This is a genomic window from Streptomyces sp. Ru72, from assembly GCF_002920635.1.
Lineage (GTDB): Bacteria > Actinomycetota > Actinomycetes > Streptomycetales > Streptomycetaceae > Streptomyces.
In genome coordinates this window covers 1-14142 of sequence record NZ_PQSR01000098.1, presented here as the reverse complement: position 1 = coordinate 14142, position 14142 = coordinate 1, and the positions used below count along the sequence as shown (strand labels likewise).

The window sequence follows — 14142 nt, the reverse complement described above, 5'->3', positions numbered from 1 at the left end:
CCTCCCACTCACAGCCCGAGGTGCACTACGTGATCTGGCCGGCTGCCCACTCGGCCCAGTCGCGGCGCATGGCGTTGCACCGCAGGCCGTACTCGAGAACGATCCGGCCGTAGGTCGAGAGGTTGTCGTCGTCCCAGTCGATGGATTCGGCCAGGTGGCGCAGGCTCTCCTCCCCCTGGGCGGACATCTCCACCAGCTCGGTGAGATAGGCCCGCGCCTGGCCGGGAGTCAGCACGCCGAGGAAGAACACCCGCAGCAGGATGTCGCTGCGGGTGTTCCGCTGTGGTGCGGTCTCGGTCAGCCAGTGCCGCAGCGAGACGGGCTCCGCGGCCTTCTTCGCGGTCCTGGCCGTGATCGCCTTCGCCGACCCGCACTCGGCTGTGCACGAATACTCGGCGGCCGCGTCGTCCGGCACGCTGGCGGTCGTCGCCGGGGCCTCGCTCGCCATCGGCAAACCCTTCACTCTGGGCATCGCCAAGCGCACCACTCCCCGCGAACTGTGGGGGCTGAAGCCCTTCATCCGGACCAACGTCGTCATCACCGCCGTGTGGACGGCCGCCTTCGCCGTGACCGCCGTCGTGCTCGCCGTCGTCGCGCACGCCGGGAACGCCCACTCCCCCGCGGCCACCCTCGTCCAGGTCGCCGGGTTCGTGATCCCGATGGTGTTCACGGTCCGCTACGTCGCCGCCGTCCAGGCCAAGGTCGGCGCCGCGTGACGGATCGGCCGGCCCAGCCCGGCTCGGCCGGCCCCGGAAGCTACCTCCGTACCCAGAGGCAGAAGGGGTGCCCCGCCGGGTCGTACAGGACGCGTACGTCGTTCTGGGGCTGGAAGTCCGCCATGGTGGCGCCGAGCGCGCGTGCCTGCTCGACGGCTGCCGGAAGGTCGGTCACCTCGATGTCCAGGTGCATCATCATCTGCTGTTCGGACGGGGTGGACGGCCACCGTGGGCGCCGGTAGGACGGCTCTGTCTGGAACGACAGGCCGGCGGTGCCGTCGGGAGGCGCGATCTCGACCCAGCCCGGCTCCTCCTTCCGCACCGGCCAGCCGAGCAGGTCCTGGTAGAACCGCGCGAGGTCGTGGGCGTTCGGCGCGTCGAGGGTGGTCGCGGACAGCGTGAAACGTGGTTGCGGCTTCATGGGGTCCTGGTTCCCCGGTTTCTGAGCGGGAGGCCGTCAACCACGGCGGGGGGCTCGACGAGCGTGTCGACCTGGGCATGCCCCGCCCGCGTCAGGGCCAGGCGTGCCGTCTCATGGCATCGGTTCCTCACTGTCAGGCTCGGCGGCGTAGGACGTGAGGCGATCGGCGAGCGCGGTGACGAGGCCGCGCAGTTCGTCGGGGCGCTCGATGACGAACGGCCGGTCGAGTGAGGCGAGGAGCGGAGGCAACCAGTCCAGCCGCTGTGCCCGCAGCTCGACGCGCAGCCAGTGCTCGGCCGCCGGTCCTGGCCGGCCGCGGGCTCGTGCTCCTCCAGCCTCGCGACGCCGGCGGGGATGTGCGCGCGGATCTGCTCGACTGTCCCGTGGATCCGCAAGGTCACCTCATGCCGGTACTCGGCCGTGGCGAATCCTGACAACACGCGCTGTGCCGGCCCGGGACCCAAGGGCGCTTCGAATGACCCGGGCAGGGTCCGCGCGTCTGCGATGCGATCGAGCCGGAAGGTCCGGTCCTCGCCGATCTGGGCGTCCTTGCCCGTGACGTACCACCGGCCCGCATGGGCCACGATCCCGTACGCGTGCAGCGTGCGTTCGCTGCGCCGTCCGTCACGGTCGGTGTAGCGGATCGAGACCGGCCGACGGTGGCGCACCGCATCGGCGACGGTGAGCAGGAGCCCGGCGTCCGGGGTGTCGAACTCGCCGGGCTGATCCGTGAAGGCGAGAGCTTCCATGAGTGTGTCGAGCCGGCGGGCGATGTGCTTGGGCAGCACCCGCCGGATCTTCGCTGACGCCGTCTCGTTCGCCGTGCGCTCCGTCGTCGTCAACCCTGCCCGGCGGCCGGCGACCAGGCCGAGCAGCACGGCCAGCGCCTCGTCGTCGCTGAGCATGAGCGGAGGCAGGCGGTACCCGGGAGCCAGCCGGTACCCGCCGTAGCGGCCGCGCACCGATTCCACGGGCACGTCCAGGTCGATCAGCTGGTCCACATACCGCCGCACCGTGCGCCCTTCGACGCCGAGACGGTCGGCGAGTTCGGCCACAGTCCGGGTGCCGCCCGACTGCAGCAGCTCCAGGAGTGTCAGCACGCGGCCGGTGGGTCGAGGCATGTTCGCAGCCTAACGCGAATACAGGACCGATTCTGTCCACTATTTCTCCTAGCCTCCGACGTGCACGCTTCCAGCACAGCCAAGGAGATCCCCATGGACTTCGTCTCGATCCGCATCATCACCAGCGACGTCGCACGCCTCGTCGGGTTCTACGAGCGAGCCACAGGGATACAGGCGATACGGGCCACCGAGGACTTCGCCGAACTCAGGACCGCGGGCGCGACCCTCGCGATCGCCGGCACCCGCACCGTCCCGCTGTTCGCCCCGGGCTCTGCCCGCCCGGCGGACAACCACAGCGTGATCACCGAGTTCCTCGTCGACGACGTGGACCGCGTCCATCAGAACCTGACCGGCTTCGTCACCGACTTCGTCAACGAGCCCACCACGATGCCCTGGGGCAACCGGTCGCTGTTGTTCCGCGACCCCGACGGCAACCTCGTCAACTTCTTCACCCCCGTCACCCCAGCGGCCATCGAAAAGTTCGCACGCTGACGCCACACACAGCCGCTCACCCGGGAGCCCCGGGATCCCAGGGCTCCCGATGAACGCGGCCCCGAGTCCAGGAGCGCCACCAGCAGGGCACATCGGAACGCACCGCTGACCCTCGAAGGACGTCTGCGCTTGTGCTTGCGGATCGACGCCGGACGTCCGATCGCACACCTCGCCGCGGAAGCAGGAAACTCCCGCCGCTGCCTGGCCAGGTGGTACGCCCGCCGGCGCGCGCACGGCGAGAGCGCGGATGCACGCGTCGGCACCGAGTCCGCCGCCTCCGACCACACCGGTTCCGGCACCGGCAAGGTCGGATACGCATCCCTGCATTCGGCGCTCGACGACCACTCCCGGCTCGCCTACACCGAGGCCCTGGACGATGAGAAGGCCGTCACCGCGGTTGCCTTCCGGCACCGGGCCGTTGCCGTCGGGGTGCGGCCGGGCAGGCTCCCGCTCACCGCATGCCGGTCCGTTGATGCCGACGTGCAGACCCGCCTCACCAGTGACGCTCCGGTTGTCACCCGGCCGTACGGCGGAACAGGGCCGTCCAGAGGAAGGGTTCGCCGAAGTGCGGGGAATCCGGTGCCTCGTCGTGCATGCGGCGCAGCTCGATCTCCTCCAGGTCGCAGAAGATCAGGCGCAGGGACTCCGGGGTGTAGGCCAGGCCGCCCTTGAGGCCCTCCTCGCGGTAGAAGTCGATGTCGTCGAGTTCGGAGCCCATCGCGCCGGCCGCGAAGCACGTGAGGACGAGGTGGCCGCCGGGGGCCAGGACCCGCTCGAGGAGGGCGAGGTAGCTGATGCGGCGGTGCGGCGGCAGGTGGTGGAAGCAGCCGGAGTCGTAGATCAGGTCGTAGGGACCGCGCAGTTCGGTGTCCGCGAGGGCGAACGCGTCGCCGCAGAGGAACCTGACCTCGGCTCCCTCCTGCTGGGCGCGCTCCTCGGCCCAGGCGACGGCCGCCGGGGACAGGTCGACGGCGTCCACCTCGAAGCCGGCGGCGGCGAGGTGGAGGGCGTTGCGGCCGGGGCCGCAGCCCAGGTCGAGGGCGCGGCCCGGCGTGATCAGGCCGCGTTCGAGGTAGGAGACGAGGTTTTCGTCCGGCTTGGCCACGAAGAACGGCACGGGCTTGGAACGGTCGGCGTAGAAGCCGTCCCACCAGGAGGCCGCGCTTGCGGTCCAGCGGTCGGCCGCGGGCGCGAACAAGGCGTCCAGAAGCTCGAGTACGTCGTCGACCGTGCGGATGTCGCGGTCCATCCGGTCCCCCTTTCCCGTGCGGCGATCGTAGGGCGGGTCAGCGCGCGTGCACAGGTCGGGATTTGAGGGCCGGATGCCCTGACCGGACTTGTGCGAGGCGCCGGCGAGGAGGGGAAGGGCAGATATGTCGGCGCTTGGGTGGAGTGCCGCGCATGGCCTGTTCGAAAGCCGCCACGGGGGTGTTTTCAGCCGCGCTGAGCCAGGTTTTTCAGGCTTTCGGTGACGGCCGGCTCGAGGTCGTCCCGGTGGCGGGCCGTCTGCCGCACATCGAACAGCCGGACGCCACCTTCGCGCACATCGCCGCCCGCATGGAGGAGCGGGCGCCGCTCGTCGCGTACGAGTGACACCCGCCCCTGCGGGCCGCGCCTCCAGGTGTCAGCCGAACATGCCCGGCTGGTAGTCCCCCGCCGGCTGCTGGACGATGACGTTCAGACGGTTGTAGGCGTTGATCAGGGCGATCAGCGACACCAGGGCCGCGAGCTGGTCCTCGTCGTAGTACTTGGCGGCGTTCGCCCACGCCTCGTCGGTGACGCCACCCGCCGCGTCCGCGATGCGGGTGCCCTGCTCGGTCAACTCCAGGGCGGCACGCTCCGCGTCGGTGAAGACCGTGGCCTCGCGCCAGGCGGCGATCAGGTTGAGGCGGACGGAGGTCTCCCCGGCGTGGGCGGCGTCCTTGGTGTGCATGTCGGTGCAGAAGCCGCAGCCGTTGATCTGGCTGGCGCGGATCTTCACCAGTTCCTGGGTCGCGGCCGGGAGAGCCGAGTCCGACACGGCCTTGCCCGCGGAGTTGATGTGGCGCAGGAACCTGGCCGCGATCTGGTTGCCGAAGAGGTTGAGACGGGCGTCCATGGTGGTCTCCCCATACCTTGCTGTGTCGACGGTTACGCAGCAAGGACGGGACGACCCGGTGCGGATGTGACATGCGGGCGGGCCGGATCGGTATGACGTGCGCCACTCGCCGACCTTCATGGAAGTGGTTCCCGCCGCGGAGCGAGGAGCCGCCGCCCGGGGCGCCGGTTCTCGCTCCGCGGCCATGGGGGCGATCACATATGTGTGGATGCCCGGTGTCACACCGCCGGCGCCAGTTCCGCCTTTCCGAACAACAGCGCGTAACCGGAGGGGAGTTGGCGGAGCAGACGAGTCGTCAGGTCGTCGCCCACCAGGGCGGGCAGTGTGCTGAGGACCGCGCTGACGTCCCAGCGTGCCGTCGCCGGTGTGGCGCCGTCGATACGGGTCGCCACCGCGTCCACGAACTCGGGCGCCGTCAGCGGCCGTGTCACCGGGATCTGCGAGGCGATCAGGCGCGCCGCTTCCTCGGGGAGGCGGCGGGCCAGTTCCACGCGCTCGTCGCCGATCACGTGTCCGCCGAGGGCGGAGAGCACGATACGGGTGATGCGCTCGGCCTCCTTGGCGGTCGTGTACTGGCCGGATTCCTGCACCGCATCGACCAGCCGGGACCAGTCGGGCCGGGCCGTCGCCTCCACCGCGCTCGGCGCGTCCACCATGATTGCCGTATCGATCGCGCCCATCGTCGCCGCTCCGGTCGCCGCCGCCGCTCTCGTCGTGGTCGTACTCATCGTGCGGGTACTCCTCCGTTTCGCTTCCCCACCCGGTCCCCTCCCGGGTACCCGATTGCGGTCGCCCGTCCCGCGGGCGTTTTCGGACACGGGACGGGCGCTTTTCTGCCGGCGGACGTCAGCTGCTGATCTGCTTGGGCTTGTCGCCGCCCGTGATCTGGATGCGGCGCGGCTTGGCCTCCTCGGCGACGGGGATGCGGAGGGTGAGGACGCCGGCGTCGTACGAGGCGTCGATGCGCTCCGTGTCCAGGGTGTCGCCCAGGAACAGCTGGCGGGTGAACGTTCCGGTGGGCCGCTCGGCCACGACCATGTCGGCGCCTTCGGGGGCCGGGGAGCGGCGCTCGGCGCGGATGTTCAGGACATGGCGTTCGACGTCCAGGTCGATCGACTCGGGATCGACGCCGGGAAGGTCGAAGTGGACGACGAGTTCGTCACCGGAACGGTAGGCGTCCATCTGCATGGCCGCGGGGCGGGCGGTGCTGCCGAAGACCTGCTGCGTGAGCCGGTCGAGCTCGCGGAACGGGTCGGTGCGCATGAGCATCACAGGTCACTCCCTTCCTGAAGGCGCTGCTGTGCGATGCCCTTTACGACTTCTTATATAGCGCGGAGGCAGAAAGTTGACAAGCTCTGACTCAAGTTGTCGGGAGGGTGGCGTTTGCGCAGGTGAGGCCAGGGGCGCTGAGCTGCGGACGACGGTGCGTGCGGAAGGATGGCTGCGGCGCGCCGGGCGCGCACCCCGCGCCGTGGCGCGTCCGCGCGCAGGGTTAGCCTCAATCGATCACACACACGCACCATCGGGAGGCAGGCAGCGATGGCGAAGGTTCCCACAGCTCTGGTCGCCGCGAGCGGGCTCGTCGGCGGGTACGGGGTCGCCCGCTGGACCAGGAAGCGGCAGTTGGGCGGGGCCGTACTGGCGGTCGCGGGTGCCGCGGCCGCGCAGCAGTGGCGGCGGCAGGCCGGGGGTGTGGCGGCCGGGGCGCTGACCGCCGCGTACGTCGCCGCGTTCGCCGGGTCGCACCCGCTGGCCAAGAAGGTGGGGGCGTGGCCGTCGGTGTTCGGGGTCGCCGGGGCCGTGGCGCTGGCGTCCTGGGCCGTGGCCGACCGGCGCGGCTAGCACAGGCCGACGGGCCCGCCCTGGCCGAGCCCCGACCTCACAAGGGATTCATGAGCGTCAGCTCCTCCTTCTCCTTCGCCCACTCCCCCCGGAACGCCCGCGCGACCCCCGCCGCGACCAGTACCCCGGCCGCGATCAGCAGCGTGAAGAACGCCCAGGCCAAGGGCCACAGGGAGGCGTCCGGGCCCGGGTGGGCGCGCAGGGAGACGTGCATCAGCGTGGCCGGGGGTGCGGCCACCAGCAGCAGGGGCCAGCCGAGGTCGTCCCAGTGGCCGAAGTACGCCGCGAGGAGCAGCAGGGCCAGCGCGAGGAAGAGGACGCCGACCACCGTCACGGGGGTCGTCTCCTCGGTGGCCCCGGGGGCCGTGGGGCGGTTGCGCAGGTCCCACGGCAGGCACAGGAGGTACGCCCCGGCCGCGAGCGCGGCGCCGAGCAGGCGGATCAGCCAGCGCTCGGGCCAGGGCCGCGTTCGCATGGGGCGGAACAGCTTCTCGGTCATGAGTACGAGGGTGACCGCGGAGCGGCGGGCTCGGGAGAGTACGGATACTCAGATCCCACCGGTCCGCGGCCGGGGCCGCCCCTACGGCGTCGCCTGTGCCCCTCGCGTCGTCGTCGCCGCCGTCAGCGGCCGGGCGATGTCCTCCAGCGAGCGCCGTTCCGCCCGTACCGCGAGCAGGGCGGCGACCAGGCCCGCCGCGCACATCACGGCCGCGCCGATCTGGAAGGCGAGGACCGTGTCGGCGACCTTGCCGGTGCCGGTGAGGTCCGCGAACAGGATCGGGCCGCTGATACCGCCGGCCGCGGTGCCGATCGCGTAGAAGAAGGCGATGGACATGGCCCTGGTCTCCATCGGGAACACCTCGGAGACCGTCAGATAGGCGCTGGAGGCGCCTGCCGAGGCGAAGAACAGCACCGCGCACCAGCAGGCCGTCAGGGTGCCCGCGCTCAGCGAGCCCCGGTCGAACAGCCAGGCCGTGCCGAACAGCAGCACACCGGAGATCAGGTACGTCGAGGAGATCATCATCCGGCGGCCGACCGTGTCGAACAGCTTGCCGAGCAGCAGCGGGCCCATGAAGTTGCCGACCGCGATGACGGCGAAGTAGTAGCCGGTGTGGTCGGCGGGCACGTCGAAGAACTTGGTCAGGATCGCGCCGAAGCCGAAGGTGATCGCGTTGTAGAGGAACGCCTGGCCGATGAAGAGGGAGAAGCCCAGCACGGAACGCCTGCGGTAGTCGTGGAACACCGTGCGGGCGATGGTGCCGAAGCCGATGCTCTCGCGCTGGTGGATGGTGATCGTGCCCTCCGGCTCCGGAAGCCGCTCCCCCCGCTCGTCCTCGATCCGCCGTTCGATGCCGGAGACCACCTGTTCCGCTTCCTGTTCGCGGCCGTGGATCAGCAGCCAGCGCGGACTTTCGGGGACGTGTCGCCGTACCAGCAGGATGACCAGGCCGAGGACGACACCGAGGGCGAACGTCAGCCGCCAGCCCAGGTCCTTCGGCAGGATCGCGGTGTTCAGGGCGAGGATCGACAGCAGCGCGCCACCGACCGCGCCCACCCAGAAGCTGCCGTTGATGATCAGGTCGACCCGGCCGCGGTACTGCGCCGGGATCAGTTCGTCGATCGCGGAGTTGATGGCCGCGTACTCACCGCCGATGCCGAAGCCGGTCAGGAAGCGGAAGAGAAAGAACCACCAGACGTGGAAGGACACCGCGGTCAGGGCGGTGGCGCCGAGGTAGACCGCGAGAGTGATCATGAAGAGTTTCTTGCGGCCGAACCGGTCGGTCAGACGGCCCCAGAACAGGGCGCCGGCGCAGGCACCCGCCACGTACAGGGCGGCCGCGAGACCGGTGACCTGGCTCGAGCTGATCGCGAGGCCGCTGCCGGGCTCGGACAGACGGCTGGCGATGTTGCCGACGACCGTGACCTCCAGGCCGTCGAGGATCCACACCGTGCCGAGGCCGATCACGATCGTCCAGTGCCAGCGTGACCAGGGCAGACGGTCGAGACGGGCGGGTATCGCGGTGGTGACCGTGCCAGGGCGTGGCGCGGTGATCGACATGGCTCCCTCCTCACGGGCGCCGGGGATGACGCCGCATGGGCCCCGGGTTCCCGCGCCGACCCCGGTTACGCCCCCAGCGCCCGCGACACCGTGTAGATCAGCAGCCCGGCCAGCGAACCCACCACCGTGCCGTTGATCCGGATGAACTGAAGGTCGCGGCCGATGTGCGCCTCGATCTTGCGGGTGGTGTGGCCGGCGTCCCAGCCGGCGACCGTGTCCGTGATCAGGGAGGTGATCTCCCTGCGGTAGGTGGTCACCACGTGCACCGCGGCGCCCTCCACCCAGGAGTTCACCTTGCCCTGCGTCTTCGGCTCGGTGGCCATACGGGCACCCAGCGACAGCAGCGATGCCCGCACCCGGAGCCGCAGCTCGCTGCGCTCGTCCTCCGCCGCCGAGACGATCATGGAGCGTACGGCCGTCCAGGCGGAGGCGATCAGGTCCTGCACCTCGCCGCGGCCCAGCACCTCCCCCTTGAGCCGCTCCACGCGTGCCCGGGTGTCGGTGTCGGACTGCAGGTCGGAGGCGAAGTCGGCGAGGAACCGGTCGAGGGCGCCGCGCGCGGGGTGCGTGGGCGCGTCCCGCATCTCGGTGACGAAGCGGAGCAGTTCCTTGTAGACCCGCTCACCGACCTTCTTGTCCACGAAGCGGGGCGTCCAGCCGGGGGCGCCGCCCTGGACCGCGGCCATCACCTGGTCGTCGTGCAGGACGAGCCAGTCGTGGGCGCGGGCGCAGATCAGGTCCACGATCCGTCTGTGGCCCCCGTCCGCGACGACGCGCTCCAGCAGCTTGCCGAGCCCGGGCGCGATCTCCTGGGCGTCGGCGCGGCGGGTGATGGCCTCGCCGACCACGGCCTGGACGTCGGAGTCGCGCAGCACGGTCAGGGCCCCGCGCAGGGCCGTGGCCAGCTCGGCCGTCACCCGGTCGGCGTGCTCCGGATCGGCGAGCCAGGCACCCAGACGGCTCGCTATGCCGACGGCGCGCAGCCGCTGCCGTACGACCTCCTCGGACAGGAAGTTCTCCCCGACGAACTCGCCGAGGGAGACACCGAGCTGGTCCTTCTTGTTCGGGATGATCGCCGTGTGCGGGATCGGCAGGCCGAGCGGGTGACGGAAGAGGGCCGTGACCGCGAACCAGTCGGCCAGCGCGCCGACCATGCCCGCCTCGGCGGCCGCCGCCACGTACCCCGCCCAGGGCCCCGCGCCCGTGTTCTGCGCCCATCTGGCCAGCGCGTACACGACCGCGACCAGCAGCAGCAGCCCGGTCGCCGTGCCCTTCATCCGGCGTACGCCCCGGCGCTTCTCCTCGTCGGCAGGGCTGAAGGACGTCATCGCCCGGCCGGCGGCGACGCCCGGGCCGGACGGCTGCCGCACCGTCACCTCGTCGTCCGTCTTCGTCCGTTCCATCCACTCCACCCGTCCGCGTCCCCCGTACACATTGTCCCTTCCCGACCGGCTCATGGAACGGAACAGGAGTTCCCGACGTCTTGTCCGGAGAGGGAAGATTCGGGGGCTTTCCATGGTTACGTCGGGGGTTTCCCCCAAGGGGCCGGCCCAGGGCCGCGTCGGTTCCCTTCCGCCCCATGACGCATCATGGGAATGATCAATACGGAGCCCCTGGCTCCGCTCGCCCTAGGAGACAACGCAACCGCATGACCAGGAAACACGGTTATGCCCTGCTGGCGGCTGTCCTGACGATCGTTCTGACCGTCTCGGCCGCCATATACATCGGTGTCGCGGCCGGTGACGGCAGCCGCCGCAGCACTCCGGCCGCCGGCCGGCCGACCCTGCCGAACGCCGCCGAACCCGCCTCCACCGGCATCTGGGTGGGCGCCTGGGCGGCCTCGCCGTCCGGCGCCGAGCCCGGCACCCGGGCGACCGGCATGGCGGGCAGGTCCGTCCGCAACGTCGTACACGTCGGCGTCGGCGGGACGGGAGCCCGCATCACGCTGTCCAATCTCTACGGCGGACAGCCGCTGAGCATCACACACGCCTCCATCGCCCTCGCCGCCGCGGACGGCACCGCCCGGGTGGCCGACGGCAGCATGCGCCGGCTCACGTTCGGCGGCCTCCCCACGGTCGTCATCGCGCCCGGCGGGCAGGTGGTCAGCGACGCCGTGCGGATCGTCGTCCCGCGCGACGCGGACGTTCTGGTGACCACCTACTCCCCCACCCCGTCCGGACCGGTCACCTACCACCGGCACGCCCAGCAGGTCTCCTACGCGGCTCAGGGCGACCGCACCGAGGACACCAGCGGCGTCCCCTTCACCGACCCGACCCTCTCCTGGCGCTATCTGACCGCGCTCGACCTGCTCAGCAACGAGGCGACGGGCACCGTCGTCGCGCTCGGCGACTCGATCACCGACGGCATCACCTCCACCGTGGGAGCCGACCGCCGCTGGACGGACGTGCTGTCCGAGCGGCTGCGCGAGGCGGCCGGATCGGGTGACGTGCCCCGCTACAGCGTGGCCAACGAGGGCATCAGCGGCAACGAGGTCCTGGCCAGCGGTGGAGGGCGGCCGGCCGACAACCCGAGCGGACTGAGCCGCTTCCGCCGCGACGTGCTGGAGCGTACGAACGTCAAGGTCGTCGTCATCGACCTCGGCGTCAACGACATCCTGCACAACCCCGTCCAGGCCGACCCGGACCGGATCACCGCGGGGCTGCGCACCCTCGTCCACGAGGCCCACGCACGCGGCCTGAAGGTCGTCGGCGCGACGCTGATGCCGTTCGAGGGCCACCGCCTCTACCGGACCGACCGCGAGCAGGTGCGCCAGGCCGTCAACGCGCGGATCCGCTCCGGCACCGTGTTCGACGCGGTCGTCGACTTCGACCGCGCGCTGCGCGACCCCTACGACCCGCGCCGGCTGCGCTCCGACTACGACTCGGGCGACCACCTCCACCCCAGTGACAAGGGGTTCCGGAGGATGGCGGAGGTCTTCGACCTGACCTCCCTCAAGGGCGCCGCGCCCGCCGAGCTGTAAACGGGCCCGCCGAGCCGCGATACCGCTCACCAGCCGCCGTGACGGCGCCGGTCGCGTTCCTCGCGCCGCGCCTCACGGCGCTCGCGGTGCACCTTCGCTCCGCTCCTCATGCCACTCGCCCGGGGAATCGGGGCCCAGACGCCTCCGGGTACGAGGCGCCGCATCCCGACGCGCGCCCCGCGCTCCGGCGCCCACCGGCGCCCACGCAGGCGTAACCGCTCACCAGCCGCCGTGACGGCGCCGGTCGCGTTCCTCGCGCCGCGCCTCACGGCGCTCACGGTGCTCCTCCCGCCGCCCCTCGCGGCGTTCGCGCATCCAGTCGCGGTGCTCCCCGAGCGCCTTGTGCGCGTCGAGCAGGCCCTCCAGGGCCTCGCGGGGGGAGTTCTCCAGTTCCGCGCGACCGGCCTTGCGCTCCAGCTTCTCCTGGCGCCGCTGTTCCTTCAGCCGCTGCCGCTCGGCCTTGGTCAGCTTGCGCTCGACGCCGACCCCGCCCCAGAACGCGAACCCGGTGATGACCACGCGCGGCGCGCCCGGCTCCCCGGGCACGCCCTCCTCACTCTGGTCGAAACCGCCCATGATGCCGATGCCGCGCACGACCACCTCGACGCCGGGCGGCACGATGACGTTCATCCCGCCCATGATCGCGACGCAGTTGATCTCGACCTCGCGGTCCGCGAAGTCCGCCTCCCTGAGGTCGATCTCACCGCCGCCCCAGAGGGCGAAGCAGTTGAACCGCCTGGGCACCCGCCAGCGGCCCTTGCGCTGGAACCCGGACATCACGGCGACCGCCCACGTGGACGACCCCTCGCCACCGGTGATCCGCTCGGCCCAACGGCCGCTCTGCGCCGGTTCCTTGGTCAGGGACACGGCCGGCGGCGTGGCACCCGCGGCCGGCAGGTCCCGGGTGACCGGCGCCAGTTCGCGGTACGTCCGCGCCTTGTACGTCGCCTCCAGCCGCTCCTCGAACTCCTCCATGTCGAGACGGCCCTCCGCGAGGGCGTCCCTGAGGACCTCGGCGACTCGTTCACGATCGGCGTCGGAGGCGCGCAGATCCGGATCCGGGACCGGGGTGTGCGGCGCCGGCCGCTGCTCGTCGCTTCCCCCGTGAGACACAGCGTCGGTCATGGGCGCCAGCCTACGAGTTCGCGGCGTCCCGGACCACGCCGCGGCCCTCACCGACCTCCTCCGTGTGCTTTCCCGAGTGCACCTCCGTGTGCCGCTCCGCGTGCACCTCCGTGTGCTTCTCCGCGTACATCTTCGCGATCACCGCCTCGATGTCCGGCTCCCGCACCGACAGGTCCACCAGCGGATACTCCGCCGCGACCCGCGCCACCAGCGGCGCCGCCGACTGTGACGCCGGGAACGCGAGCCACTGCCGCGGCCCCTCCACCCGTACGACGCGCGCGGGCGGCGCCTGGATCGGCGGCAGCTCCCGCTCCAGGTCGACCACCAGGGTGCGTTCGCTGTCGCCGACCTCGTGCAGTCCGGCGAGCGGGCCGTCGTACATCAGGCGGCCGTGGTCGATGACCATCACCCGGGAGCACAACTGCTCGATGTCCTGAAGGTCGTGCGTGGTCAGCAGCACCGTCGTACCGCGCTCGGCGTTCACCTCCCGCAGGAACTCCCGCACCTTCGCCTTGGAGATGACGTCCAGCCCGATCGTCGGCTCGTCCAGGTACAGCACCTCGGGGTCGTGCAGCAGCGCCGCCGCGATGTCGCCGCGCATCCGCTGGCCCAGCGACAGTTGCCGCACCGGTACGTCCAACAGCGTTCCCAGTTCGAGCAGTTCGACCAGGCGGTCGAGGTTGTCGCGGTAACGGGCGTCCGGGATGCGGTACATGCGGTGCATCAACCGGTAGGAGTCGATCAGCGGCAGGTCCCACCACAGGGTCGTGCGCTGCCCGAAGACCACGCCGATGCGCTGCGCGAGCCGGGTCCGCTCCCGGGAGGGGTCGATGCCGGCGACCCTCAGCCGGCCGCCGCTCGGGGTCAGGATCCCGGTCAGCATCTTGATCGTGGTGGACTTCCCGGCGCCGTTCGGCCCGATGTAGCCGACCATCTCGCCGCGCGCCACGGTGAAGGAGATCGAGTCCACGGCCCGCACCTGCCGCCGCTCGCTCTTCAGGAACCCGGTCCTCTTCCGCACGTCGAAAACCTTCTCGACGCCGTCGAGTTCGATGAACCTGACGTCGTCGCGCCGACCGTCGCGGACGGGGCCGCCGTTCATGCTGTCCATAAGTCGTCCCTCAGCTCCCCGTACTCCGGTACGAACGCAGTCCCGCCCGCCACGCCAGCCCCGCCAGCCCGCAGCAGCCCGCCGCGACCAGCGGCGGGGCGAAGGCGGCCCAGGACGGCAGGTCGAGCGGATAGGGCCGCCCCAGCACATACAGCGCGGGCAGCCAGTTGACGAAGG

Annotated in this window: 17 protein-coding genes and 2 pseudogenes; 6 read left to right on the top strand and 13 right to left on the bottom strand. The window is 71.2% G+C overall.

What is annotated here, in order from left to right:
- Positions 1 to 25: 25 nt before the first annotated feature.
- Positions 26 to 250 (bottom strand): hypothetical protein, encoded by a 225-nt coding sequence (locus tag C3488_RS31590; RefSeq protein ID WP_258053796.1) that lies wholly within the window; start codon positions 248 to 250, stop codon positions 26 to 28.
- A 10-nt stretch (positions 251 to 260) separates the two neighbouring features.
- Here C3488_RS31590 and C3488_RS31585 point away from each other — a divergent pair, with 10 nt between their 5' ends.
- The gene (locus C3488_RS31585; RefSeq protein WP_258053795.1) at positions 261 to 716 is read left to right on the top strand and encodes a hypothetical protein; all 456 of its coding nucleotides are present in this window, start codon (positions 261 to 263) and stop codon (positions 714 to 716) included.
- Between the two features lie 40 nt (positions 717 to 756).
- Here C3488_RS31585 and C3488_RS31580 read toward each other — a convergent pair whose 3' ends face one another.
- On the bottom strand, positions 757 to 1137 hold the full coding sequence (locus C3488_RS31580) for a VOC family protein (RefSeq protein ID WP_103844308.1): 381 nt from the start codon (positions 1135 to 1137) through the stop codon (positions 757 to 759).
- Between the two features lie 111 nt (positions 1138 to 1248).
- Positions 1249 to 2258 (bottom strand): annotated as a pseudogene (locus C3488_RS31575) (helix-turn-helix transcriptional regulator).
- A 93-nt stretch (positions 2259 to 2351) separates the two neighbouring features.
- Between C3488_RS31575 and C3488_RS31570 the strand changes: the two are divergent.
- Positions 2352 to 2750: a VOC family protein gene (locus tag C3488_RS31570; RefSeq protein ID WP_103844306.1), complete on the top strand. Its 399-nt coding sequence runs from the start codon at positions 2352 to 2354 to the stop codon at positions 2748 to 2750.
- A 294-nt stretch (positions 2751 to 3044) separates the two neighbouring features.
- A pseudogene (locus C3488_RS42060) lies at positions 3045 to 3170 on the top strand (IS481 family transposase); the annotation flags it as partial.
- A 94-nt stretch (positions 3171 to 3264) separates the two neighbouring features.
- Here the strand turns inward: C3488_RS42060 and C3488_RS31560 are convergent.
- The gene (locus tag C3488_RS31560) at positions 3265 to 3999 is read right to left on the bottom strand and encodes a class I SAM-dependent methyltransferase (RefSeq protein WP_103844305.1); all 735 of its coding nucleotides are present in this window, start codon (positions 3997 to 3999) and stop codon (positions 3265 to 3267) included.
- Between the two features lie 152 nt (positions 4000 to 4151).
- On the opposite strand from C3488_RS31560, the gene C3488_RS31555 reads away from it, so the two are divergent.
- Complete coding sequence (locus tag C3488_RS31555; RefSeq protein WP_103844304.1) at positions 4152 to 4343, top strand: hypothetical protein; 192 nt, start codon at positions 4152 to 4154, stop codon at positions 4341 to 4343.
- A 31-nt stretch (positions 4344 to 4374) separates the two neighbouring features.
- Here C3488_RS31555 and C3488_RS31550 read toward each other — a convergent pair whose 3' ends face one another.
- The 3 genes from C3488_RS31550 to C3488_RS31540 form a co-directional block, all read right to left on the bottom strand.
- Positions 4375 to 4848, bottom strand: a complete 474-nt coding sequence (locus C3488_RS31550; protein ID WP_103844303.1) for a carboxymuconolactone decarboxylase family protein — start codon at positions 4846 to 4848, stop codon at positions 4375 to 4377.
- A gap of 218 nt (positions 4849 to 5066) precedes the next feature.
- A complete protein-coding gene (locus C3488_RS31545) occupies positions 5067 to 5504 on the bottom strand; it encodes a DUF2267 domain-containing protein (RefSeq protein WP_258053797.1) in 438 nt (145 codons plus the stop codon).
- Positions 5505 to 5694: 190 nt separating this feature from the next.
- The gene (locus tag C3488_RS31540) at positions 5695 to 6117 is read right to left on the bottom strand and encodes an Hsp20/alpha crystallin family protein (protein WP_181139277.1); all 423 of its coding nucleotides are present in this window, start codon (positions 6115 to 6117) and stop codon (positions 5695 to 5697) included.
- A 270-nt stretch (positions 6118 to 6387) separates the two neighbouring features.
- Here C3488_RS31540 and C3488_RS31535 point away from each other — a divergent pair, with 270 nt between their 5' ends.
- The gene (locus C3488_RS31535; protein ID WP_103844300.1) at positions 6388 to 6690 is read left to right on the top strand and encodes a hypothetical protein; all 303 of its coding nucleotides are present in this window, start codon (positions 6388 to 6390) and stop codon (positions 6688 to 6690) included.
- Positions 6691 to 6727: 37 nt separating this feature from the next.
- Here the strand turns inward: C3488_RS31535 and C3488_RS31530 are convergent, their stop codons facing one another.
- The 3 genes from C3488_RS31530 to C3488_RS31520 all read right to left on the bottom strand — a co-directional run bounded on the left by C3488_RS31530 (position 6728) and on the right by C3488_RS31520 (position 10152).
- A complete protein-coding gene (locus tag C3488_RS31530) occupies positions 6728 to 7189 on the bottom strand; it encodes a hypothetical protein (RefSeq protein ID WP_103844299.1) in 462 nt (153 codons plus the stop codon).
- Positions 7190 to 7270: 81 nt separating this feature from the next.
- The gene (locus tag C3488_RS31525) at positions 7271 to 8749 is read right to left on the bottom strand and encodes an MFS transporter (protein ID WP_103844298.1); all 1479 of its coding nucleotides are present in this window, start codon (positions 8747 to 8749) and stop codon (positions 7271 to 7273) included.
- Between the two features lie 65 nt (positions 8750 to 8814).
- Positions 8815 to 10152, bottom strand: a complete 1338-nt coding sequence (locus C3488_RS31520) for a DUF445 domain-containing protein (RefSeq protein ID WP_258053794.1) — start codon at positions 10150 to 10152, stop codon at positions 8815 to 8817.
- A 245-nt stretch (positions 10153 to 10397) separates the two neighbouring features.
- Here C3488_RS31520 and C3488_RS31515 point away from each other — a divergent pair, with 245 nt between their 5' ends.
- A complete protein-coding gene (locus C3488_RS31515; RefSeq protein WP_103844296.1) occupies positions 10398 to 11729 on the top strand; it encodes an SGNH/GDSL hydrolase family protein in 1332 nt (443 codons plus the stop codon).
- Between the two features lie 219 nt (positions 11730 to 11948).
- On the opposite strand, the gene C3488_RS31510 is transcribed toward C3488_RS31515, so the two are convergent.
- The 3 genes from C3488_RS31510 to C3488_RS31500 form a co-directional block, all read right to left on the bottom strand.
- Positions 11949 to 12854, bottom strand: a complete 906-nt coding sequence (locus C3488_RS31510) for a DUF1707 domain-containing protein (RefSeq protein WP_103844295.1) — start codon at positions 12852 to 12854, stop codon at positions 11949 to 11951.
- 10 nt (positions 12855 to 12864) lie between these two features.
- Positions 12865 to 13965 carry an ATP-binding cassette domain-containing protein gene (locus tag C3488_RS31505; RefSeq protein ID WP_258053793.1) on the bottom strand — a complete coding sequence of 367 codons (1101 nt, stop codon included), beginning with the start codon at positions 13963 to 13965 and terminating at the stop codon, positions 12865 to 12867.
- A gap of 10 nt (positions 13966 to 13975) precedes the next feature.
- Positions 13976 to 14142: ABC-2 family transporter protein (locus tag C3488_RS31500; RefSeq protein ID WP_181139276.1), on the bottom strand; the 167-nt coding region annotated here is incomplete at its 5' end.